Source organism: Alexandriicola marinus, assembly GCF_004000435.1.
In the GTDB taxonomy this organism is placed as follows: Bacteria; Pseudomonadota; Alphaproteobacteria; order Rhodobacterales; family Rhodobacteraceae; genus Alexandriicola; species Alexandriicola marinus.
Genome location: NZ_RBVZ01000001.1, coordinates 370960 through 392736, shown reverse-complemented (window position 1 = coordinate 392736; position 21777 = coordinate 370960). Strand labels below are relative to the sequence as shown.

At 63.2% G+C, this 21777-nt stretch carries 20 protein-coding genes; 13 read left to right on the top strand and 7 right to left on the bottom strand.

The window, feature by feature from the left end:
* Positions 1–5: 5 nt before the first annotated feature.
* Positions 6–197, bottom strand: coding sequence for a hypothetical protein (locus tag EP376_RS01915; RefSeq protein ID WP_127653842.1), 192 nt, complete (start codon positions 195–197; stop codon positions 6–8).
* Positions 198–303: 106 nt separating this feature from the next.
* Here EP376_RS01915 and pepN point away from each other — a divergent pair, with 106 nt between their 5' ends.
* Together pepN and EP376_RS01905 are read left to right on the top strand one after the other, a co-directional pair.
* Positions 304–2853, top strand: a complete 2550-nt coding sequence (gene pepN, locus EP376_RS01910) for an aminopeptidase N (RefSeq protein WP_127653841.1) — start codon at positions 304–306, stop codon at positions 2851–2853.
* 111 nt (positions 2854–2964) lie between these two features.
* A complete protein-coding gene (locus EP376_RS01905) occupies positions 2965–3822 on the top strand; it encodes a 1-acyl-sn-glycerol-3-phosphate acyltransferase (RefSeq protein WP_127653840.1) in 858 nt (285 codons plus the stop codon).
* Positions 3823–3834: 12 nt separating this feature from the next.
* Here the strand turns inward: EP376_RS01905 and EP376_RS01900 are convergent, their stop codons facing one another.
* Complete coding sequence (locus tag EP376_RS01900; protein ID WP_240652424.1) at positions 3835–4671, bottom strand: transglycosylase SLT domain-containing protein; 837 nt, start codon at positions 4669–4671, stop codon at positions 3835–3837.
* Between the two features lie 188 nt (positions 4672–4859).
* Between EP376_RS01900 and gatB the strand changes: the two genes are divergently transcribed.
* Both gatB and EP376_RS01890 read left to right on the top strand, forming a co-directional pair.
* A complete protein-coding gene (gene gatB, locus EP376_RS01895) occupies positions 4860–6371 on the top strand; it encodes an Asp-tRNA(Asn)/Glu-tRNA(Gln) amidotransferase subunit GatB (RefSeq protein ID WP_127653838.1) in 1512 nt (503 codons plus the stop codon).
* A gap of 87 nt (positions 6372–6458) precedes the next feature.
* Positions 6459–6893 carry a DUF4177 domain-containing protein gene (locus tag EP376_RS01890; RefSeq protein ID WP_127653837.1) on the top strand — a complete coding sequence of 145 codons (435 nt, stop codon included), beginning with the start codon at positions 6459–6461 and terminating at the stop codon, positions 6891–6893.
* Between the two features lie 159 nt (positions 6894–7052).
* Here the strand turns inward: EP376_RS01890 and EP376_RS01885 are convergent, their stop codons facing one another.
* Positions 7053–7310, bottom strand: coding sequence for a BolA family protein (locus tag EP376_RS01885; RefSeq protein WP_127653836.1), 258 nt, complete (start codon positions 7308–7310; stop codon positions 7053–7055).
* 74 nt (positions 7311–7384) lie between these two features.
* Between EP376_RS01885 and EP376_RS01880 the strand changes: the two genes are divergently transcribed.
* Positions 7385–8023, top strand: coding sequence for a J domain-containing protein (locus EP376_RS01880; RefSeq protein WP_127653835.1), 639 nt, complete (start codon positions 7385–7387; stop codon positions 8021–8023).
* Between the two features lie 34 nt (positions 8024–8057).
* Here EP376_RS01880 and EP376_RS01875 read toward each other — a convergent pair whose 3' ends face one another.
* Together EP376_RS01875 and EP376_RS01870 are read right to left on the bottom strand one after the other, a co-directional pair.
* A complete protein-coding gene (locus tag EP376_RS01875) occupies positions 8058–8585 on the bottom strand; it encodes a hypothetical protein (protein ID WP_127653834.1) in 528 nt (175 codons plus the stop codon).
* A gap of 100 nt (positions 8586–8685) precedes the next feature.
* On the bottom strand, positions 8686–10209 hold the full coding sequence (locus tag EP376_RS01870) for an HTTM domain-containing protein (RefSeq protein WP_127653833.1): 1524 nt from the start codon (positions 10207–10209) through the stop codon (positions 8686–8688).
* A gap of 137 nt (positions 10210–10346) precedes the next feature.
* Here EP376_RS01870 and EP376_RS01865 point away from each other — a divergent pair, with 137 nt between their 5' ends.
* The 5 genes from EP376_RS01865 (at position 10347) to cobT (ending at position 15887) form a co-directional block, all read left to right on the top strand.
* On the top strand, positions 10347–10742 hold the full coding sequence (locus EP376_RS01865) for a thiol-disulfide oxidoreductase DCC family protein (protein WP_127653832.1): 396 nt from the start codon (positions 10347–10349) through the stop codon (positions 10740–10742).
* A gap of 77 nt (positions 10743–10819) precedes the next feature.
* Positions 10820–11806 carry a cobaltochelatase subunit CobS gene (gene cobS, locus EP376_RS01860; RefSeq protein WP_127653831.1) on the top strand — a complete coding sequence of 329 codons (987 nt, stop codon included), beginning with the start codon at positions 10820–10822 and terminating at the stop codon, positions 11804–11806.
* Between the two features lie 328 nt (positions 11807–12134).
* The gene (locus EP376_RS01855) at positions 12135–12500 is read left to right on the top strand and encodes a hypothetical protein (RefSeq protein ID WP_127653830.1); all 366 of its coding nucleotides are present in this window, start codon (positions 12135–12137) and stop codon (positions 12498–12500) included.
* A 475-nt stretch (positions 12501–12975) separates the two neighbouring features.
* The gene (locus EP376_RS01850) at positions 12976–14013 is read left to right on the top strand and encodes a hypothetical protein (protein ID WP_127653829.1); all 1038 of its coding nucleotides are present in this window, start codon (positions 12976–12978) and stop codon (positions 14011–14013) included.
* Positions 14010–15887: a cobaltochelatase subunit CobT gene (gene cobT / locus EP376_RS01845; protein ID WP_127653828.1), complete on the top strand. Its 1878-nt coding sequence runs from the start codon at positions 14010–14012 to the stop codon at positions 15885–15887. Before EP376_RS01850 ends, cobT begins: the two co-directional genes overlap by 4 nt.
* Before the next feature lie 6 nt (positions 15888–15893).
* On the opposite strand, the gene EP376_RS01840 is transcribed toward cobT, so the two are convergent.
* Positions 15894–16670: a methyltransferase domain-containing protein gene (locus tag EP376_RS01840; protein WP_127653827.1), complete on the bottom strand. Its 777-nt coding sequence runs from the start codon at positions 16668–16670 to the stop codon at positions 15894–15896.
* A gap of 164 nt (positions 16671–16834) precedes the next feature.
* On the opposite strand from EP376_RS01840, the gene ppk2 reads away from it, so the two are divergent.
* From ppk2 to EP376_RS01825, 3 genes are read left to right on the top strand one after another with little or no spacing between them, the layout of a single operon-like run.
* A complete protein-coding gene (gene ppk2 / locus EP376_RS01835; protein ID WP_127653826.1) occupies positions 16835–17770 on the top strand; it encodes a polyphosphate kinase 2 in 936 nt (311 codons plus the stop codon).
* 59 nt (positions 17771–17829) lie between these two features.
* Positions 17830–19638, top strand: a complete 1809-nt coding sequence (locus EP376_RS01830; RefSeq protein WP_127653825.1) for an aminopeptidase P family protein — start codon at positions 17830–17832, stop codon at positions 19636–19638.
* A 31-nt stretch (positions 19639–19669) separates the two neighbouring features.
* Positions 19670–20011, top strand: coding sequence for a DUF427 domain-containing protein (locus EP376_RS01825; protein ID WP_127653824.1), 342 nt, complete (start codon positions 19670–19672; stop codon positions 20009–20011).
* Positions 20012–20020: 9 nt separating this feature from the next.
* Here EP376_RS01825 and EP376_RS01820 read toward each other — a convergent pair whose 3' ends face one another.
* Positions 20021–21709, bottom strand: coding sequence for a chloride channel protein (locus EP376_RS01820; RefSeq protein WP_127653823.1), 1689 nt, complete (start codon positions 21707–21709; stop codon positions 20021–20023).
* Positions 21710–21777: the final 68 nt, after the last annotated feature.

Sequence of the window (21777 nt, the reverse complement as noted above, 5' to 3'; positions counted from 1 at the left end):
GGATCCTATTCGACCTCGTCGCCGGTCCGGCCGTCGATCTGGGTTTCGGGTTCAACCGGCGTCTCGCCGCTTTCGGCCGTCCACATCAGGAACGCGCCAAAGAGGAGTGCGGCAAAGACCACGACAGCGGCGATCCCGCGTAGGGCGCCGCCATGGCGTTTGTGTTGTGTCTCGATATCCGTTTTGGGTGCGGACATGATCTGCTCTCCTTTCGTTTTGGGGGTCACGCGGCGCTTGTCTTTTCCGGCTCCGGAGATGACCCTTAGGTCCCAACACCTGTGGTCGAAACCGGAGCAGTCAACCATGAGCCCTCGCCAGCAGACCGTGATTCACCTCGCGGATTACACGCCGCCCGCCTATCTGGTCGATCGCGTCGAGCTGGTCTTCAGGCTTGATCCACGGGCCACGCGCGTCGTCTCCCGGGTCGGGTTCAGACCCAATCCCGACAGCGCAGGCGGGCCGTTCTTCCTGCATGGTGAGGAGCTGAAACTGATCTCGGCGCGGATCGATGGCGAGGCCGTTTCACCGGAGCTGACCGACCGGGGCCTGACCTGCGATGTGCCCGATGCCCCCTTTGTCTGGGAGGCCGAGGTCGAGATCGCGCCGGCCGACAATACGGCGCTTGAGGGTCTCTACATGTCGAACGGCATGTATTGCACCCAATGCGAGGCCGAAGGGTTCCGGCGAATTACCTATTATCCGGACCGGCCCGACGTGATGGCGCCGTTCTTCGTCCGGCTCGAGGGGGATGCACCCGTCCTGTTGTCGAACGGCAACCCTGTGTCGTCGGGTGAAGGCTGGGCCGAATGGGATGATCCATGGCCCAAACCCGCTTATCTTTTCGCGCTCGTGGCCGGAGAACTGGCCGCGCATTCCGACAGTTTCGTCACCAAGAGCGGCCGGCAGGTCGCGTTGAATATCTGGGTGCGACCGGAAGATCGGGGCAAATGTGCCTTCGGCATGGACGCGCTGAAACGGTCGATGCGCTGGGACGAAGACGTCTATGGCCGGGAATACGACTTGGATATTTTCAACATCGTGGCCGTTGATGACTTCAATGCGGGTGCGATGGAGAACAAGGGCTTGAACATTTTCAACTCTGCGTTGGTTTTGTGTTCTCCCGAGACGGCGACCGACGGAGACTTCGAACGGATCGAGGGCGTCATTGCGCATGAATACTTTCACAACTGGACAGGCAACCGGATCACCTGCCGGGACTGGTTCCAGCTTTGCCTGAAAGAAGGTCTGACGGTGTTTCGCGATCAGCAATTCACCGGCGACATGCGCGGCCATTCGGTCAAACGGATTCGCGACGCGCTGGAGCTTCGGGCCTACCAGTTCCGGGAGGATGCCGGCCCTCTTGCCCATCCGGTGCGCCCCGAAAGCTTTGTCGAGATCAATAATTTCTACACCGCGACCGTCTATGAAAAGGGCGCCGAGGTGATCGGCATGTTGCGCCGGATCGTTGGGGGGGAAGGGTATGAAAAGGCGCTCGATCTTTATTTTGAACGCCATGACGGAGATGCCGCCACGATCGAGGATTGGCTGCAGGTCTTCGAGGACGCGACGGGCGAAGACCTGTCGCAATTCGCGCTGTGGTATTCGCAGGCCGGCACCCCGCGCCTGAGTGCCCGCGAGGATCATGACGGCGACACATTCCGCCTGACCTTGTCGCAGGAGACATCGCCCACACCGGGCCAGCCCGAGAAATCCCCGCTGCATATTCCGGTTGCCGTGGGCCTTCTGGGCCAGAACGGCGACGAGGTGGTTCCGACCCGGATACTGACATTGAAAGAAGCTGAACAGACCTTTGAATTCACAGGCTTGCCCACGCGACCCGTGGCATCGGTGCTGCGTGGATTCTCCGCGCCCGTCATCCTTGATCAGCCAAGGTCCGCGAGAGAAAGCGCCTTTCTGCTGGCCCATGACACCGATCCCTTCAACGCATGGGAAGCCGGGCGACGGCTGGCCGAGGACGTTCTGACGGACATGATCCTCGATGGTTCGGATGCCTCGCGCGACTTTCTCGACGCGCTCGACCGCGCGATCTCGGACCCGGATCGCGACCCGGCGTTCCGCGCGCTCCTTCTGGATTTGCCGAGCGAAGACGACATGGCGAAACGGCTCTTCGAGGCCGGAACGACGCCTGACCCCGATCTGATCCATGCCAGTCATGACGCCCTCGCCCACGCGATCGCCGAACGCAGCGGCGCGACCCTTGCCCGGCTGCACACGGATCATCAATTGCCCGGCCCGTTCAGCCCGGACGCCCGCGCCGCCGGCAACCGCGCGCTTGCGAATGCGGCCCTGCGCTACCTTGTCCTGACCGAAGGTCCGGACCGGGCCCAGGCGCAATTCGAGACGGCCGACAACATGACCCAATCGCTGGCCGCTCTGGGCGCGCTTGTCCGGATCGGCAAGGGCAACGACCCCTTGGCCCGTTTCGAAGCCCGGTGGAAGACGGACCGGCTTGTCATGAACAAGTGGTTCGGCCTTCAGGTGTCTCTCGCCCCCCCCGCAGAAGCCGTTGAAAAAGTGCAGAAACTGACGGCACATCCGCTCTTTGACTGGACGAATCCCAACCGATTCCGCTCGGTCCTGGGAGCATTCGCGATGAATCAGGCAGGATTTCACCGGGCGGATGGCGCCGGATACGACCTGCTGATCGACTGGCTGATCCGGCTGGATCCGCGCAATCCGCAGGTCGCGGCCCGGTCGGTGGCGGCCTTCCAGACCATTTCTCGCTGGGATGATGGCAGAAAAAAACTTATGCGTCAGTCACTTGAAAGGCTTTCTTCACAGACCGGCCTGTCGGCGGACACCGCGGAAATGGTGAACAGGATCCTGTCCTGACCCCCTCTGATCAGCGCCCTTCGGCCGATGGTTCGAGGGCCTGACTTGCGGCTGGGGTCGCAAAAAGGGCATTGTCACATTACATTGACCTGATCATGTTTCTGGTGGGCCATGAAAGACCGTTTCGATCCGCTTATTGCCGAACGCGCGCCGTGGCTCTTCGCTGAGAAGCCCCATATTCAGGCTATCCGCAGGCTTCTGGACCGGACGCTGTCCTACGACAAGACGATCCGCATTGCCGAGTCGCTCGAGCAGTCCGAAGCATCGGAAATCATGGATCACATGGGTCGGATGCTGGCCCGCGAAGTGACGGTTTCGGGCCTGTCGAACATTCCCCGGCACGGGCCTGCGATGATCGTATGCAATCATCCCACCGGCATCGCCGACGGGATCATCCTGTGGCATCTGATCGCACCGATCCGGCCCGACCTCTACTTCTATGCGAACCGCGACATCCTGCGGGTCATGCCGCAACTCGACGAGATGATCGCCCCGGTCGAATGGCGGAAAGACAAGCGCAGCCATGGCAAGACCCGCGAGACGATGTCCTTCACGCGCAAGGCCGTCGACGATAACCGGATTGGCGTGATCTTCCCCTCGGGCCGCCTGGCCAAGCGTCAGGGCTTGCGGCTCTATGAACGGCCGTGGATGGCCTCGGCCGCGATGCTGGCGAAGAAGTTCGATCTGCCGGTCATTCCCGTCAATCTGCGGGCGCGCAACTCAGCCTTGTTCTACCTGTTCGACCTGATCCATCCGACGCTGCGCGACATCACGCTGTTCTACGAGACGCTGAACAAGTCCAAGCAGCCCTATGTCGTCTCGGTGGGTGAGGCGATTTCGCCCGCCTCCCTTCCCGCGAGTTCTGAAGACGGGATCGATCTGCTGCGCCGCGCCACGCTGGCGCTGGGTGGCGTCGATGCGCCGACGGTCAGCCTCGTGCGGACAACGCGCCCCCTTCTGCGCTCCTGAAAAGGGGCATGATCACTGGGGGCGCGGTTGCGGCCTTAGCGGCTGGGCCAGACGACCCGACGTGCTGATCGTAGCGGTCAGCGTAACAGGGCGCGCCATTGGGCGAATTGCGCGCATCAGGGCAGGTTGCGGCTGACAATAGCTTTGCGATCGGGTCCATTCCGCCATGGCGGACCGCTTGACACTGTTGGTCATCGGCCCCCAATCGGCAGCGACGCCGCGCCAGCGACCATCGTGCAGGGCCACGGCCCGATCACGCGAGACGGTGACATTCATGATCCGCGCGGCACAAGACAGGTTGTCCTCGGGATCGGTCAGCGCCGAGCCCGATTGCGCCCGACAGCCATAGCCACGCGCGGTGGGCGGATAGATCTGCAACAGCCCGAACCAGCGATTGCCGCCGCCCACGGCCTCGGGCCTGTGGGTGCTCTCGTAATAGGCGAGAGCCGACATCATGCCGGCCCAGAAGGCACGGCGCAGTTCGGGCGGGTTGCTGGCATAGCCGGGGCACCACGCCTGGATATCACGCGGCACGATCTCGGTGATCCGCGGCGCATTCGCCTCCAGCGCCGACATGGCCGCCCGGGTCCAGAGCGGGCCGTGGTGCAGATCGTCCCATCTGGCCTCTGGCAGATAGGGATCGCGCGCGACCGGGCGGATGAGGGCACCGGTTTGCACGGGGACGGGATATCGCACCATGTGGGCCGGCCGCGCCACGGGCCGGTAGCCGGCAAGCGCGGGAAGCGCCTCGAACACTGCCGATCCCGGCACGTCGGAGGGGGTCTGCTGCGCAGAAACCGGCGCACCAAAACCGAACCAGAGGGCCAGAAGCCCTCCCAGGATTCTCACCAAGGCAGACATGCGCACAGACTGCCCCATGGCATGCAGCAGGGGCAAGCAATCATTCAGACGCGATTTCAGACAGTTGCGCACCAGCTTGCATATCTGCCCCTCCGGACTGCCCCGCAACCCGCGACTTGAAGCCCGCGCACCTTGGCCCTAGACAGACCGCAGACAGCCGCGACGGAGCGCACGAGATGCTTGACCTGACCTATGACGCCCCCAAACCCAAGACCATCGCCGGCGCCACCGGCGATTGGGAACTCGTGATCGGCCTCGAGGTTCACGCCCAGGTCGCGACAGCGGCCAAGCTGTTCTCCGGCGCCTCGACCCAGTTCGGAGCGGAGCCCAATTCCAACGTCTCGTTCATCGACGCGGGCATGCCCGGCATGCTGCCCGTGATCAACGAAGGCTGCGTGGCGCAGGCCGTGCGCACCGGTCTCGGCCTCAAGGCGCAGATCAACCTGCGCTCGGCCTTTGACAGGAAGAACTATTTCTACCCCGACCTTCCGCAGGGCTATCAGATCAGCCAGCTCTATCACCCCATCGTGGGCGAAGGCGAAGTGCTGGTCGAGATGGGCGATGGCACGGCGCGTCTTGTGCGGATCGAACGCATTCACCTCGAACAGGATGCCGGCAAGTCGATCCATGACATGGACCCGCACATGTCGTTCGTAGACCTCAACCGCACCGGCGTGGCGCTGATGGAAATCGTGAGCCGCCCCGACATCCGCGGCCCCGAAGAGGCGGCGGCCTACGTCGGCAAGCTGCGCCAGATCATGCGCTATCTGGGCACCTGCGACGGCAACATGCAGAATGGCAACCTGCGGGCCGATGTGAACGTGTCTGTCTGCCGCCCCGGCGACTACGAGAAATATCAGCAGACGCAGGATTTCTCCCATCTCGGGACGCGCTGCGAGATCAAGAACATGAACTCGATGCGGTTCATCCAGATGGCCATCGATTACGAGGCGCGCCGTCAGATCGCCCTGCTCGAGGATGGCAAGGACGTGGTTCAGGAGACCCGACTCTTCGATCCCGACAAGGTGGAAACGCGGTCCATGCGCTCCAAGGAAGAGGCGCATGACTACCGCTATTTCCCTTGCCCCGATCTGCTCCCGCTCGAGATCGAACAGGACTGGGTCGATGACATCGCTTCGGGCCTGCCGGAACTGCCTGATGAGAAAAAGGCCCGGTTCATCCGCGACTTCGGTCTCTCGGATTACGATGCCAGCGTGCTGACGGCCGATGTCGACAACGCCGCCTTCTTCGAGGCCGCGGCCGAGGGCACCGATGGCAAGCTGGCCGCCAACTGGGTGATCAACGAACTGTTCGGCCGCCTCAAGAAGGACGACAGGACGATTTCGGACAGCCCGATCTCGGCCCCACGCATCGGACAGATCGTGCGGCTGATCAAATCGGACGCCATCTCGGGCAAGATTGCCAAGGATGTCTTTGAAATCGCCTATACGTCCGACCGCGACCCCGAAGAGATCGTCGAAACCGAAGGTCTCAAGCAGGTGACCGACACCGGCGCGATCGAGGCCGCGGTCGACGAGATCATCGCCGCAAATCCGGCGCAGGTCGAAAAGGCGAAAGCCAACCCGAAACTTGCCGGCTGGTTCGTGGGCCAGGTGATGAAAGCCACGGGCGGCAAGGCCAATCCCAAGGCTGTCAACGATCTGGTGACGGCCAAGCTGGGGCTCTAGCCTGCGTTTTCCCTTGTTGCGCTTGGACTTGGCGCACGCTCTTGCTATGACAATGGCTTAGATCTGCCAGTTCCGGGGGGAATCGCCATGCAGCGCTACGAATACAAGGTCGTGCCCGCGCCCAGACGCGGCAAGAAGGGCAAGGGCATCAAAGGCACCGAGGCACAATTCGCCAATGCCCTGAGCCACTTGATGAACGAAGCTGCCGCCGAGGGCTGGGAATACCAGCGCACCGACAGCCTTCCCTGCGAAGAACGGCAGGGCCTGACCGGCCGGACAACCGTGTTCCAGAACATGCTGGTGTTTCGCCGGCCCGTCGAGGCCGAGACTGCGGCAGGCCAGACGCCGGAACCGGCCGCCCTGCCCGCGCCGGAGCCTGTCGCCCGGACCGAAGAGCCCGCACCGGTCACGCCGCTGACCTTGTCGGTCGATGCGCCCGAAGGGCCAAGCCCCTCGATCGGTGCGCCCGATCCGCGCGTGGCCGCGACCCTGACCCGGGACAGAAGCGTCGCGGCGGAATAATCCCTTTCGCGTTGGCTGAAATACTCCGGGGGTTGCGCCGAAATCCACCGGATTTCGGCCAAGGGGGCAGCGCCCCCTTTTCGGAACAAATCGGGTGACCGGGCTGTGCACCGAACGGCGCACAGCCTTTTCGAAACACCCGCCCCGGGCGAGCCGGGCTCAGGTTCCGATATCGAGGGCCAGCGCATGGAGCCGGCCCATGATCCCCTCGCCCAATGCGGCATGAACCGCGCGGTGTCGTGCGATCCGGCTTTGTCCCTCGAAGGCATCGGACCGGATGACGACGCGCCAATGGCTCTCGCCCGACCCGTCATCGCCTGCGTGGCCCGCATGTTGATGGCTTTCGTTGATCACCTCGAGAGAGGTGGGTGCGAATGCTCCGGTCAGAGCATCGCGAATCTCCGCTTCAAGTGTCATTATTTCGATCTACCCCCTTCAATCCTGCTCATCCTGCCTTAAACTCACGCGTCCGAGTCGGAAAGGTGAGGCAGATGGCAAAACCCGATCCCTTTGGCTTCGACATCTCGGTGTCGAGCTCCAAGAAGAAGAACCCCCGCGGCCGCCGCGGCATGTCGGGGGCGTTCGAAACATCCACGCGCGAATGCGATCACCCGGGCTGTTCGGAGGCCGGGCAGTATCGCGCGCCCAAGAGTCCCGATATCCTCGATGACTATTACTGGTTCTGCAAAGAGCATGTGCGGGAGTACAATCTGAAGTGGAACTTCTTCGACGGCGCCTCCGAGCAGGAGTTCAATGAACAGCTGGACAAGGACCGCGTCTGGGAGCGCGAGACCAAGCCCTTCGGAAAACGCAGCGAGGAACAGCGCGCCTGGGCCCGTCTGGGCGTCAACGATCCGCACGAGGTCCTTGGCGAGAACGCGACGCGCAATCCGGGCAAGTCGGTCACCGGCACGCGTCGTCTGCCGCCCACCGAACGCCGCGCAATCGAGATCCTCGAGGCCAAGGATCACTGGACCAAGACCGAGATCCGCAAGGCCTACAAATCACTGATCAAGGTTCTTCACCCCGACATGAACGGCGGAGACCGCAGCCAGGAAGAGCAGCTTGCCGAAGTGGTCTGGGCCTGGGATCAGGTCAAGGGCAGCCGCAACTTCCGCGAAGACAGCTGACCGGAAAAGACCGGGGGGGGTCGCCCGCCTCCGGTCAGTTTCCCAGCGACAGGCGGGACCAGATGCGTCTCGCCTTTTGCAACAGAGGTTCGGGCAGTTTTTCGCCGAAGATCGAATTGCGCTCACGCTGCCATTCCCGAACCAGCACATGCACCGCGAACAGGTTGCAGAACCACAGAAATGCGACGACGGGCGAGGCGGCAAAGATCAGAACAAGCGTGAACGGCCCGAACATCGTGCCATAGAGCGGCAGGGCCAGCGTGCCGGCGATCAGGGCCGCAAGGAAGGTGGTCGACGCCATTCCCCGCAGGGTGATCGCAAATCCGCTGTGACCCAGCGCATGACGGCTCAGATAGACGGACACTCCGCCGCCGATGAAGCCCGAGGTCACGATCCAGTATTCATAGGTGGTCATCGCCCGGTTGAAGACGGCGCCCGAATCCAGACGCAGAACGACGACGAACGCCAGCGCCGCCCCGAAGAGCGCGGTGAACACGCAGCCCAAAACCAGTCTGGCTTCACCTCTGGACAGGAAAGGATCCCGCGCGAGCATACCGCCCATGTGACACTCCAAGAAACAATTCCGGAGCTTGTCTCATGCAGCCACGGTGAGATTGTGGCATAGGCACGGAAAGAACGGTTCGGACCTTTGTTTATTCTGATCAATCCGAGGTCGCGACCATGGATTGTCCCGGATCCTGTTCCAAACCCGCGGTGGCCGCAGGCGAATTCGCGGACGGTTTCTGCAAGGGCAGCGGTGGCCACCAGGCCGGCATGATCTCCTCGGCGGCGCGGGATTCTATCGGCAGAACCCAGGGGTCAGGCCCGAAGGCATTGTAAGACACCGACGTCAGATCGACCTGCGGATCGATATAGAGCTGTTCCGGGCGACCGTTGAGTGATTTCTGGATTTCGGCATAGACCGCCACGTCGCCGTGCCCGTCTTCGGCCCAGCGCGTCTCGAGCCAGCCGGCGAATTCATGGATCAGGTCGGTTCGGGTCAGGACAGCGCGCGCCTGCCGTCGCGTCAGGAAATGCCTCGGATCGACGAGCCAGTAGTTGCCATCGGCCGCGACGACCCGGAAATGCCCCTCGGCATCGCGATCATAGATTCGCATCCGCCAGGAGAAACGGTGTCCGTCGCCCGTCCAGCCGACAAGGTTGGGAAAGAACAGCTGCCGCTGCGGGACCGCGATCTGAACCGCGAACCAAGCCGCGAGAACCAGCATCAGGGTGTTCGACACGACGCGCGGCGCCGCAACGCCGTTGGCACGCGGCGGCGCAGGCAGTTCTTCGACAAGGCTCAGGCCGCGACGCAGCAATCTCTGGGGCCAATCCGGCGCGAAGAAGATCGTGGTGACGGCGATCGTCAGCCAGGGGAAGATGCCGATATTGAAGAAGGCCGAATTCGAAACGTGAAAGCAGCAATAGATCACGAAGATCGGCAACCGCGTCCGTTTCCACAGCAATAGCGGTGCGCCAAGGATATGCAGCGCAACCGTGCCCCATGCCGCCGCCAGCAGGATCGCATCATACTGAAAGATCGGTGCAATCCAGACGTCATCGATCCGGGCATGCATCCACATCCGGAGCGGTTCCCCCCGGAGCCAGTCGTCGGTGATCTTCACGATACCGGCATAGATCAGGATGATCTCGGTCTGAAGCTTGATCGCGGATACAGGCCAGCGCGGGATCACAAGCGACCGTTCCGTCAGACCCAGCCACGCATCGAGGGAAAAGGCCCGGTTCGCAGGCGCCATGGCCAGCAGGAACGCGTAAAGAAGAACCATGTAATTGTGGTTCAGATACTGGGTCTTATCCAAGAGGAAGAAATAACCAAAGATCACCAGGAAGCCGATCGTGGCCACCCGGTAGAACAGGCCCAGCATGATCAGCGCCGCTGTCAGTCCGACGCCCAGCCACAGGATGTGAATCCACGGCTCTGGAAGAGGCTGGATGAAGGACAGTCCGAAATAGGGAAAGTTGACCTCGGGGATCACATAGTAGCGCTCGATCCGGGTGTACTTGATGTAGCGCCAGCAATCCCAAAGAAGGATTCCTCCGAACAGGATACGCAGCACCACCAGCGACTGGATCGACACCGGGGCGGACAAATGCGCACGCAGTGCCTCGATCCGGTCTGCAATACGCCCCCCACTGCCGAGGATGTTTCTCGTCACGGTCATGCCATGCCCCCATACGTCTCTGTTGTCCCTTCCCTGCCCGTTTCGTGCAGTCTGCTGCAATAAACCCACGGTATATCCGGGCAAATTACGCAAAGGGTTTATCGTGCAAAGGAGACAAATCGTCTTATGTAAGGCTCATGAAAGATACTGAGATCTCCTCCGATTCCATCACCGTCATCTATGACGGCGAATGCCCTTTCTGCTCTGCCTTCGTGCGGATGACGCGCCTGCGCGAGGCTGCCGGGGAGGTTCGGCTTGTGGATGCCCGCGGCATGAGCGGCGCGGTGCGCCGGGTACTTGCTGCCGGTTACAGCCTCGACGACGGGATGGCGGTCATCATGGACGACCGTATCTATCACGGGGATGAGGCGATGACGCTCTTGGCGTCGCTGACCACACGCTCCGGCATCTTCAATCGTCTCGTGCGCTTGCTGTTCCGCTCTCCCCGGCTGGCGCGGGTGATTTATCCGCCGCTCAAGATGGGCCGGGCCCTGACACTTCGGCTGATCGGACGCAAGAAGCTTGGCTTCTGACCCCTTCCCCTTGCAGCCACCCGAGATATGTTGCATCCCCGCAAGGCACGCGAGGAAGCATCGGAAAGGCGCCTGAGATGGCTGACGGGACCACGGACATGAACGCGAAACCGACCGAGACCGTTTCGGTCCGTGATGTGTTTGGCATCGACACCGACATGACCGTTAAGGGTTTTGCCGAAGGATCCGACAGGGTTCCGGAGCTTGACACGACCTACAAGTTCGATCCCGACACGACACTGGCGATCCTTGCGGGCTTTTCCCACAACCGCCGCGTGATGATCCAGGGCTACCACGGGACGGGCAAATCGACCCATATCGAACAGGTCGCGGCGCGCCTGAACTGGCCCACCGTCCGGGTGAACCTCGACAGCCATATCTCCCGGATCGACCTGATCGGGAAAGACGCGATCAAGCTGCGCGATGGCAAGCAGGTCACGGAATTTCACGAGGGCATCCTGCCCTGGGCTCTGCGCAACCCCGTTGCAATCGTGTTCGACGAATATGACGCGGGCCGCGCGGACGTGATGTTCGTGATCCAGCGGGTTCTGGAACATGACGGTAAGCTGACGCTGATGGATCAGAACGAGATCATCACACCGAACCCGTTCTTCCGGCTGTTCGCGACGGCGAACACAGTGGGTCTGGGCGATACGACCGGGCTCTACCACGGGACCCAGCAGATCAACCAGGCACAGATGGACCGCTGGTCGCTTGTCGCCACGCTGAATTACCTCAGCCATGACGCGGAGACCGCGATCGTTCTGTCGAAGACGCCGCATTACAACACCGAAAAGGGCCGCCGCGACATCGCCCAGATGGTGACCGTGGCCGATCTGACGCGCACAGCCTTCATGAACGGGGATCTCTCCACGGTCATGAGCCCGCGGACTGTGATCAACTGGGCCCAGAACGCCGAGATCTTCCGCGATATCGGCTATGCTTTCCGGCTGTCCTTCCTCAACAAATGCGATGAACTGGAGCGGCAGACCGTGGCCGAATTCTACCAGCGCTGCTTTGACGAGGAACTGCCTGAAAGCGCCGCCAGCATGAGCGTCCGCTAAGCGCACTGCTGTGCGGGCCTGCTGACGGGGGCAGCTATTCCACAGGATGGATCGGACCTAGGCGGCACCAAATGCCGTCGGTACTACCGTGTTGAACGTCCAGAGTTCTGGCTCCGCCCTCGTCCGGGAAAGCCGGCTGACTTCGGTCAACTTCGGATCAGATTTCCGATGGTGTCGCTCCGGGCCATGGCCCCTGTGGCGCGCCGTGTAACGTCAGACCCAAGGAATGTCAGCCCGGACACATTCGTAATACTTTTCAAATCGCCTTATTGATTGGCGATTTTCTCCGGTCCATGCTTGATTTATGGGCGGAATACGAACAATTGCGGTGGCAGGTCTGATCCTGTTCATGTCGAAGGGGCTCATGGCATCGGGCTTCGACGATCCGCTTGGGCCAAGGCATATTGCCTCTTGTGCCGGCCGCCTTTCGGCGCAGATGGCGCATGAATGGCTGATGCAATCCGATGCGGCCGAAGCGACGGAACGGCATCGTGCCCATCTGCTCGATGTTCTTGCAGCCATCTCTGGGCCGGAAGCCGAAGCGGCGCTTCTGAACCTTCGGATCGAGGCCAAGGCTGCGCATGCGGCGCTCTTGCGTCGGGCAACCTTCGGCGACGATCCCGCCGACAGGGCCTGGGCCACGCGCACCGCCGAGGCCCATGTCCGGGTCTGCACCGCCATGCTGCTGAGCTGAACAGACGCCCTTCGGATCGAGCATCATCCACGCGTCATTCGACCCGCAGACGGAAACATCGCGCCCCGTTCTTACCGGATGTTTCAGGCCGGGATACACCACGCCTATACAATTGGACAGGTTTTCCATTTTTCCTTGAACGAGGTTCAAAACCAAGATCTTATGGGGATACCTTGGTACACACTTCTCCTGTTCGGAGGTTTGACGAGTTGCTGGCCACGTGGGGACGTTGGCTGGTTGTCTTTTCCAAGGTAGGGGGCGGACCATTGGCGCAAGCCTTCACCGCAGTGTCAGAGCGCTGACCCGGGTCATTTTCGGCCCGGCGTTTGCGCCGGTTAATGGTTGAAAGGTTTCTGACAACTGGGAGGAGGGGCCCCGGCATGTATTTTGCTTGGACGAAGAGGCTTGGTCGCCACTGTTGCGCAAACGCGCAGGTGCGCCGGGAGATTGCACGCCAGATCATCGGGCGTCGGGCATGAAAGACGAATACTCGAGCGTCTGGTCGAACGAGGTTCTGTCCACCCGGCTCTTCCCCAAGGGCCTTGGTGCGGACAGATACCAGATCACGGGCATCGCGCGCTATTGCGACTGGGTTCTGCTGTCGGATCGTACCGCACCGCACACCCATCTGGTCAAGCAAGCCGGCGACGCCTCGCCAAGGCATATCTTCGTCTCCATGAGAAACGCCGAAGCCGTCCTGCCGACCCTGAGGCAATTGCTTGCGCCAATGCGCGCCCGGCGGTCGGTCACCCTTATCCTCGCGTCCGAGGACTGGACCTTTCCCGTCCAGATGGATCGGCGACGGCCGTTTTATCCGATGTCGATTCGTCAGGATATCATCGAGATCCTGTCGTCTCCGGCCGTGCGCGAAATCTTCGTCGAAAATCTCGATACCGCCGGCCTTGCGCGGGTCACGCCGATCCCGCTTGGCATCGTGTTCCCCGAGAACGCGGACGAGCGGAGCCTGTCCGATGTACGGACCGCGCGAACCGATCGCGGGATCGAGAGCTGCCCCGCCACCGCGTTTTGCGGTCACAGGATCCGGAAAGGCGACCAGTGGTTGCGGCGCGAAAAGGTCTCGGCACTGGTCGAAGGCCCTTGGTCAGGCTTCTGCACATCCCCGGGTACCGAACTGACAGAAGCCGAGTTCTTTGACGCGACGATGGAGCATTCCTTCGTGATCTGCGTCGAGGGCGGCGGCCTCGATCCGTCGCCGAAAGCATGGCAGACGCTGCTGCATGGCCGCATTCCGATCATTCGCCGGTCCCCTGCCACAGACGCCTATCGCGAATTCCCGGTCCTTTTTGTCGATGACTGGACCGAAGCCGCTCTGTCGGCACCGGCATTGTCCTATGCGCGATCTACGCTGCTCAAGCATTTCACCGATCCCGCCCGGCGGCAGGACGTTCTGCAACGGCTCACGATGGCATTCTGGCGCAACCGTATCCTTGGTGACTGCGACGAAAGTGGCGACTTGTCTCGATCCGCGCGGAGTGCTTTACCGGCTACATGAACAAGCCGTCCGACAACCCAGCAGATCCGTTCAAGAAGGCATTGGCCGAGGCCACGAAGGTCATGGCCGACGACCCCGAGCTGACCGTCGCCTACAGCGTCGATCCACCGGGCCTGACGAACGATACCGTCCGCCTGCCGCAGATCAGCCGACGCATGACCCGGGACGAAGTCCTGCTCGCACGGGGGACGGCGGATGCCTACGCCCTGCGCCACAAGTTCCACGATGCGGGCATCGCAAACCGCTATATGCCGCAAGGGCAGATGGCGCGCGATCTTTATGACGCGATGGAATCGGCCCGGGTCGAGGCGATGGGCGCGCGGCATATGCCCGGCACCGCCGGCAATATCGACGCCAAGATCGGCGCAGAGGCCCTGCGCAAGGGATATGATCAGGTCCGCGAGGCCTCGGACGCCCCGTTGAGCGTCGCGGCGGGCTACCTGATCCGCCACCTCGCCACCGGTCGGGATATGCCCAAGGGCGCAGACAACGTGATGGAGCTTTGGCGCGGTTTCATCGAGGATCATTGCGGCGAGCGGCTCGACCAGTTGCAGGATACGCTGTCCGATCAGGCCGCCTTCGCGCGGTTTGCCCGCGAAATGATCCGCGACATGGGATACGGCGATCAGCTGGGCGACGATCCCGACACCGAAGACGACGACATGGACGATCAGGCCGAGGAGGGCTCGGACGATCAGGAGGAACCGGACTCGACCGGCGAGGACCAGTCCGACGACGATCAGGCCGAGGCCAGCCCCGAGCAAAGCCAGGAGCAGCAGCAGGATGCCTCCGAGGCGCAACTCAGCATGGATGACGAGGCCAATGCCGAGGATGCCGAAGAAACCGAGATGCCCGAGGGGGAGGCCCCGCAGGAGCCCCCTGCCCCGCAGCCGATCTCGGATGCCGATCCGAACTACAAGGTCTACCTGACCGATTTCGACGAGGAGATCGGCGCTGAAGAGCTGGCCGAGCCGGCCGAGCTGGAACGGCTGCGCGCCTATCTCGATCAGCAACTCGACCCCCTCAAGGGTGCCGTTGGCCGACTGGCAAACAAGCTGCAGCGCAGGCTTCAGGCCCAGCAGAACCGGAGCTGGGAATTCGACCGCGAGGAAGGCATCCTCGATGCCGGCCGGCTGGCCCGCGTCGTGGCCAACCCCACGACGCCCTTGTCCTTCAAGATCGAGAAGGACACCGAATTCCGCGACACCTGCGTGACGCTGCTTCTGGACAATTCCGGCTCCATGCGCGGGCGGCCCATCTCGATCGCGGCGATCTGTGCCGATGTGCTCGCGCGCACGCTGGAACGCTGCCAGGTCAAGGTCGAGATCCTTGGCTTTACCACGCGCGCGTGGAAGGGCGGGCTTAGCCGCGAGAAGTGGCTTGCCGACGGGCGCCAGGCCAGCCCTGGGCGGCTCAACGACCTGCGCCACATCATCTACAAAGGGGCGGATTCGCCGTGGCGCCGCGCGCGACAGAATCTCGGACTGATGATGAAAGAAGGGCTTCTGAAGGAAAACATCGATGGCGAGGCGCTCGAATGGGCACATCGCCGGATGCTGATGCGGCCCGAAGCGCGCAAAATCCTGATGGTGATTTCCGACGGGGCGCCCGTCGACGATTCCACCCTCAGCGTGAACCCCGCCAATTACCTTGAAAAGCACCTGCGCGATGTGATCGCCATGGTCGAGAAACGCCGTGCCGTCGAACTGATCGCGATCGGCATCGGCCATGATGTGACCCGATATTACGATCGGGCTGTTACGATCACCGATGTGGAACAACTGGCCGGCGCGATGACCGAACAGCTGGCAGGCCTGTTCGACAGCGACCCGCGCGCCCGCGCCCGTGTTCTGGGCATCAACAAGTCCCGATAGGCGATCTCAGAGCCGCCGCCCGGTCGTGACCACATGCGTCAGCGCAAAGTGAAAGCGCCCCGATGCGGCACGCGCGATCTGTTCTTCTGACCAGACGCGCGCCTCCTCGGGGGTGACGTGGCGATTGGTGACTGCGAACCGCTCCATCAGGATCAGCATCATCGCGGCGAGGCCGTCGGGGCGGAGCCGGTGATCGAGAAAGGTCAGCGGCCGGACATCCTCGACCGCGAAACCGGCCTCCGCCATGGCGGGCGGCAACAGCGCCGGCAGATCCCTGTGTGCCACATGGCTTGCCCAGGATCTGTCCATCCTTTCCATCAGGCCCGGATCATCGCTGGCCCAATGCAAGGTCGAGAACAGCATGTCCCCGATCACCAGACGGGCGCCCGGCCGCAGGACCCGGGCCGCCTCGGCCAGCGCGGGACCGATATCGGCGATGTATTCAAAAACCTGAAGCGCCACCGCGCCATCCGCGCTCTGATCCAGCAAGGGCAGCGCCCCGGCCTGTGCCTCGTGAAACGTGACCCATGGCATGCCCGAGACACGCGCGCGTGCCGCCTCCAGCATCTGGGCGCTGGAATCGATCCCGCTCACCTGCCCGTCTGACCCGACGGCAAGGGCCAGCTCGGCGGTCATCAGCCCGTTGCCGCAGCCGATATCGAGGATGTGGTCACTTGGCCCCGGCGCCAGCGCATCGAACGAGGCCCTGCGCCTGCGCGCGAAATCAGCCCCCTGATAGGCCCGCTCGAGTATTTCAGTGGTCGCCGCATCGAATTCGAGCATCCTGCCCCTCATTCCGGGTCGTCGATGGAAATCACACCTCCGCCCGATCAGAATGTCGAAGATCAGCGAGACGGGCAAGTTCGGGGCTGTTTGACCTCAATCAAGGCGCAACCGTGCGGCAGGGATTAGGATCCAACCAGCCCAGGACAAGGAATGGAGACACCATGCCCAGAGACGCCGCGACCCAATCCGCCGCAAAGACGCCGCCCGCGAAGCCCGCCGACGGATCGACGATCCCTCAGACGCCGAAGGCATCGGACTCCGCTGTCAGCGGGTTCGAGTCCGGCGCCTACCCCTATCCCGAAAAGCTGGGGCGTTCGGAATACGAGGCCGAGAAGGCCGCGTTGCAGGTGGAACTGCTGAAGGCACAGCTCTGGATCCAGGAGACCGGGCAAAAGGTCGTGATGATCTTTGAAGGGCGCGATGCAGCCGGCAAGGGCGGCACCATCAAACGCTTCACCGAACATCTGAACCCCCGGACCGCGCGGGTCGTGGCGCTGAACAAGCCTACCGAAGAGGAAAAGGGGCAGTGGTTTTTCCAGCGCTATATCAAGCACCTGCCGACCTCGGGCGAAATCGTCCTGTACGACAGGTCGTGGTACAACCGCGCCGGCGTCGAACGGGTGATGTCGTTCTGCGAACCCACCGAATACCTTGAATTCATGCGTCAGACACCGGAATTCGAACGCATGCTGACCCGGTCGGGCATCCGGCTTTACAAATACTGGTTTTCGGTCACGCAAGAGGAACAGCTGCGCCGGTTCAAGTCGCGCGAGACCGACCCTCTCAAGCAATGGAAGCTCAGCCCCGTCGACCGCGCCAGCCTCGACAAATGGGATGATTACACCGAGGCCAAGGAGGCGATGTTCTTCTACACCGATACCGCCGATGCGCCCTGGACGGTGATCCTGTCGAACGACAAGAAGCGCGCCCGGCTGAACTGCATGAAGCATTTCCTGGCCACGCTGGACTATCCGGGCAAGGACGACACCGTCGCCACGCCGCCCGACCCCAAGATCGTGCGACAGGCAAGCCACGTGGTCCGCGAGGCCGATCACATACTGGCCTCGTCCCTGCATCCCGAGACGCGGCGCAGCTAGGCCACTGGTCATCCCGGTCGTTTGGCGGCATGGTCCGGCCAAACGACCGGAGGACTGCTATGTTCCAGACATTCGAGGTGGCCACCCGGCCCGAAAACGGGCCGCCGCGCCTGTCGGCGCTGCGCCAGATCATGGCCGAGGATGGGCTTGATGCCTATCTCGTGCCGCGGGCTGATGCCCATCAGGGCGAATATGTCGCCCCGCATGACGAGGTTCTGGGCTGGCTGACCGGGTTCACCGGCTCGGCCGGCTTCTGTGCCGTCACCGCCAGACGCGCGGGCGTGTTCATCGACGGGCGCTACAGGGTTCAGGTCCGCGCGCAGGTCGATACGGACCATTTCACCCCGGTTCACTGGCCCGAAACCAAGCTTTGGGATTGGCTGCGCGAGGCCCTGCCCTCGGGCGGCAAGGTGGGGTTCAACCCCTGGCTCCATACCCGCGCCGAGATCGACAAGCTCGAAGCCGAACTGCAGGGCACGGGCATCACGATGGCCCGCCACGATGGCCCGTTCATCGACCGGATCTGGCCCGACCGACCCGCGCCGCCCGAAGAACCGGTGACGGCCTATCCCGACGACCTGGCCGGGGAGCCGCAGGCGGATAAACGGGCCCGGATCGGCAAGGCACTGGCAGAGGTGGGCGAGGATCATGCGATCCTGACGTTGCCGGATTCGATCTGCTGGCTCCTGAACCTGCGCGGCACGGATATCCCGCGTAACCCCGTCTTTCAGGCGTTTGCGATCCTGTCGGCCGATGGCTCTGTCCGGCTTTATCGCCGCGATGGCCGCGCCCACAAGGAGATCGAAACACTGCTGGGCGACGGCGTGACCGTCCTGCCGGAGGGAATGTTCGATGACGATGTGCGCGCGCTGTCGGGCAAGGTGCGCTGCGATCCGAAATCGGCACCGCACGAGATTGCGCTGGCGCTCGAGGCCTCGGCCGCAACACCAGTCTGGGGCGACGATCCCTGCCTCCTGCCAAAGGCCTGCAAGACCAAGGCAGAGCTTGACGGCACCCGCGCCGCGCATCTGCGCGACGGGGCGGCGATGGTCAATTTCCTCGCATGGCTCGATGCCGAGGCGCCGAAGGGCGGCGTGACCGAGATCGGCGCGGTCACCGCGCTCGAAGGGTTCCGCCGCGCGACGAACGCGCTTCTCGATATCAGTTTCGAGACGATCGCGGGCGCAGGGCCAAACGGGGCGATCGTGCATTACCGCGTCAACGAAGACAGCGACCGTGCGGTCAGCCCGGGCGAATTGCTTCTGGTGGATTCGGGCGGGCAATACCTCGATGGCACGACCGACATCACCCGCACCATCGCGATCGGCGAGCCGCCGGCCGATGCCGTGGCCAGCTACACAGCCGTCTTGCAGGGCATGATCGCGATCAGCCGGGCCCGGTTCCCGCGCGGCGTGGGCGGGGCGCATCTCGATGCGCTGGCGCGGTTCCCGCTCTGGACGATGGGGCGCGACTACGACCACGGGACGGGCCATGGCGTCGGCGCCTATCTGAGCGTGCACGAAGGCCCGCAGCGCATATCGCGGCTGTCGGATGTGGCGCTGAAAGAGGGGATGATCCTGTCGAACGAGCCAGGATACTACCGCGTAGGCGCCTTCGGCATCCGGATCGAGAACCTTCTGGCCGTGATCCCTGCCCCGGCACTCGACGGCGCGGACGATCGCGACATGCTGGCCTTCGAAACCCTGACCTGGGTTCCACTCGACCGCCGGCTGATCGATCCCGCGCAGCTGTCACCGGCGGAACGGGTCTGGATCAATGAGTATCATGACGCTACGTTGCGCGCGATCGGACCTCGCGTGGATGGTCCGGCGAGGGAGTGGCTCGAAGCTGCCTGCGCACCCCTGTAGACGGGGACCAACCCAGACTGGAGGATTTCCGATGTCGGACCATATCAAGATCAGGCCTGCGGGCGGCACATGGGTCGTTCGGGCTGGAGGTGCCGTTTTGGGCGAATCCAACAATGCCCTCGAACTGATCGAGGGAAGCTATCCCCCCGTAATCTATTTCCCCCGCGAAGATATCGCGATGGCGTTTCTCGACGTGACGGATACCAAGACGACCTGCCCTCACAAGGGCGAGGCCAGCTATTACTCCATCATCGCCAAATCCGGCGCGATCCGCGATGCGGCATGGAGTTACGAGGATCCGAAGGACGCCGTGGCCGGGATCAAGGGCCACCTTGCGTTCTATCCCGAGAAGGTCGCGGTCGAAGAGGTCTGAGGCCCGTCTTCAGGAATGCTCTTCCGCCGCCGTGCGCGCCATCGCACGGTTCAGCGCCCTCAGCGCGTCGACCTGAAAGAGGGCGCCCCAGATCTCGGGCGGCTGATCGTCGCCCGGGAACTTCACCACCGGAATGAACTGGGCATTCGTCTTTTCGAACAGCGGCATCGCCTGTTCCAGCGTGGCGTCATGCGCGAGCCATGTGCCGGCGAGGACCATCTCCTGGGCAGCATCGGGATCGGCCGCGCGCGGCGCGCCAGTCGCGCGCATGACACTCGCCACCTGGAAGGTCCCCAGAAGCCAGGTCTGCGGCCCGGCGGCAAGATGCACGCCGCGCCGCTCCAGCTGGGTCAGGAAGAAACTCCGATCAACCAGCCGGCTTGCCAGCGCCGACGACAGTGAGACCGAGACCATGACGGCCAGGCCCGTCTGCCAGTCGCCCGTCAGTTCGAACACGATCAGCGTGGTCGAGATCGGCGCCCCGAGAACCGCCGCCGACACCGCACCCATCCCGGCCAGCGCATAAAGCATCCCCTCGCCCGAGACATTGGGGAACAGACCCGTCGCCACGATCCCGAAGGCCAGACCCGTCAGCGCCCCGATCATCAGCGACGGTGAAAAGACGCCGCCCCCCATGCGCCCGCCCATGGTGACGGCCACAGCCACCACCTTGACCATGACCAGCACGATCGCCTCGTGCAGCAGAAGCGACCCGGTCAGCGCGAGCGAAGTTGTCTCGTATCCCACGCCGATGATCTGCGGATACCAGATCGCGATGGCGCCAAGGATAGCGCCCGCCAGCGCCGGCCGCGCCCAGCGGGGCAGGCCCGTGCGCGCCTGCGCGCGATCGGCCAGCGTCTCGGCCAGAAAGATCGAACGCATCAGCACCACGGCCACCAGCCCGCAGACAAGACCAAGGATCAGGAAGGCCGGAAGTTCGATATAGAATTCCAGCTGCGATTGCTGTGGCAGGCCGAACTGCGCCACATCGCCATAGACCAACCTGCTCAGGACGGTGCCCGCGACGCTGGCGATGGCGATGGGCGCGAAGGCATGGACCGCGAAGTGCCGCAGCACGACTTCGAGCGCGAAGATCGCGCCCGCGATCGGCGCGTTGAAACTGGCGGATACGGCCGCGGCAACCGCGCAGCCCAGAAGATCGCGGCTGTGCACGCCGTCGAACCGCATCCACGCCGAGGCATAGGACGAGATCACCGCTGCAAGGTGAACAACCGGCCCTTCCCGCCCGGTCGAGCCGCCGGTCGACAGCGTCACCAGGCTTGCCAATGCCGAGACAAGGCCCCGACGCCGTTGCACCCGGCCATCGCGCAGGGCTGCCGCCTCGATCACATCGGCCACGGAGCGGACCCGCGCATTGTCGGTGAACCGGTCCAGAAGGATACCCACGAACAGCCCGCCGAGGATCGGGATCACGAGGATCCAGTACCAGTCGAGACCGGCGGCAAAGGAATGGATGTGCTCGATATCGTCGGTGCCGTAGACAAGCCCCTGCAACAGGATGATGCCGCCGCGAAAGGCAATAGCGGCCAGCGCCGCGGCGATGCCGACGGCCAGCGCGATGAACCAGAACTGGATCTCGGACGGGCCCTTTTCCAGCAGGACGGCCCAGCCGCGGGACAGCGTCGCCAACGGGCCACCCTTTCCGTCGCGGCTGCCGGGTGCGTCCTGTTCTGCCATCTCCTACTCCGGCTCTTTCCCGTCACCGTCGAGACCGGTAAGATCGCGCCCAATCGGGGGAGGACCTG

Bases quoted from the DNA above. Each gene is read 5' to 3' on its own strand.
- cobT (WP_127653828.1), top strand. From the start codon at position 14,010: ATGAACAAGCCGTCCGACAACCCAGCAGATCCGTTCAAGAAGGCATTG.
- EP376_RS01850 (WP_127653829.1), top strand. From the start codon at position 12,976: ATGAAAGACGAATACTCGAGCGTCTGGTCGAACGAGGTTCTGTCCACC.
- EP376_RS01890 (WP_127653837.1), top strand. From the start codon at position 6,459: ATGCAGCGCTACGAATACAAGGTCGTGCCCGCGCCCAGACGCGGCAAG.
- EP376_RS01915 (WP_127653842.1), bottom strand. From the start codon at position 197: ATGTCCGCACCCAAAACGGATATCGAGACACAACACAAACGCCATGGC.
- pepN (WP_127653841.1), top strand. From the start codon at position 304: ATGAGCCCTCGCCAGCAGACCGTGATTCACCTCGCGGATTACACGCCG.
- EP376_RS01885 (WP_127653836.1), bottom strand. From the start codon at position 7,310: ATGACACTTGAAGCGGAGATTCGCGATGCTCTGACCGGAGCATTCGCA.
- EP376_RS01865 (WP_127653832.1), top strand. From the start codon at position 10,347: ATGAAAGATACTGAGATCTCCTCCGATTCCATCACCGTCATCTATGAC.
- EP376_RS01820 (WP_127653823.1), bottom strand. From the start codon at position 21,709: ATGGCAGAACAGGACGCACCCGGCAGCCGCGACGGAAAGGGTGGCCCG.
- EP376_RS01840 (WP_127653827.1), bottom strand. From the start codon at position 16,670: ATGCTCGAATTCGATGCGGCGACCACTGAAATACTCGAGCGGGCCTAT.
- EP376_RS01870 (WP_127653833.1), bottom strand. From the start codon at position 10,209: ATGACCGTGACGAGAAACATCCTCGGCAGTGGGGGGCGTATTGCAGAC.
- EP376_RS01830 (WP_127653825.1), top strand. From the start codon at position 17,830: ATGTTCCAGACATTCGAGGTGGCCACCCGGCCCGAAAACGGGCCGCCG.
- EP376_RS01825 (WP_127653824.1), top strand. From the start codon at position 19,670: ATGTCGGACCATATCAAGATCAGGCCTGCGGGCGGCACATGGGTCGTT.
- EP376_RS01905 (WP_127653840.1), top strand. From the start codon at position 2,965: ATGAAAGACCGTTTCGATCCGCTTATTGCCGAACGCGCGCCGTGGCTC.
- EP376_RS01875 (WP_127653834.1), bottom strand. From the start codon at position 8,585: ATGGGCGGTATGCTCGCGCGGGATCCTTTCCTGTCCAGAGGTGAAGCC.
- cobS (WP_127653831.1), top strand. From the start codon at position 10,820: ATGGCTGACGGGACCACGGACATGAACGCGAAACCGACCGAGACCGTT.
- ppk2 (WP_127653826.1), top strand. From the start codon at position 16,835: ATGCCCAGAGACGCCGCGACCCAATCCGCCGCAAAGACGCCGCCCGCG.
- EP376_RS01880 (WP_127653835.1), top strand. From the start codon at position 7,385: ATGGCAAAACCCGATCCCTTTGGCTTCGACATCTCGGTGTCGAGCTCC.
- gatB (WP_127653838.1), top strand. From the start codon at position 4,860: ATGCTTGACCTGACCTATGACGCCCCCAAACCCAAGACCATCGCCGGC.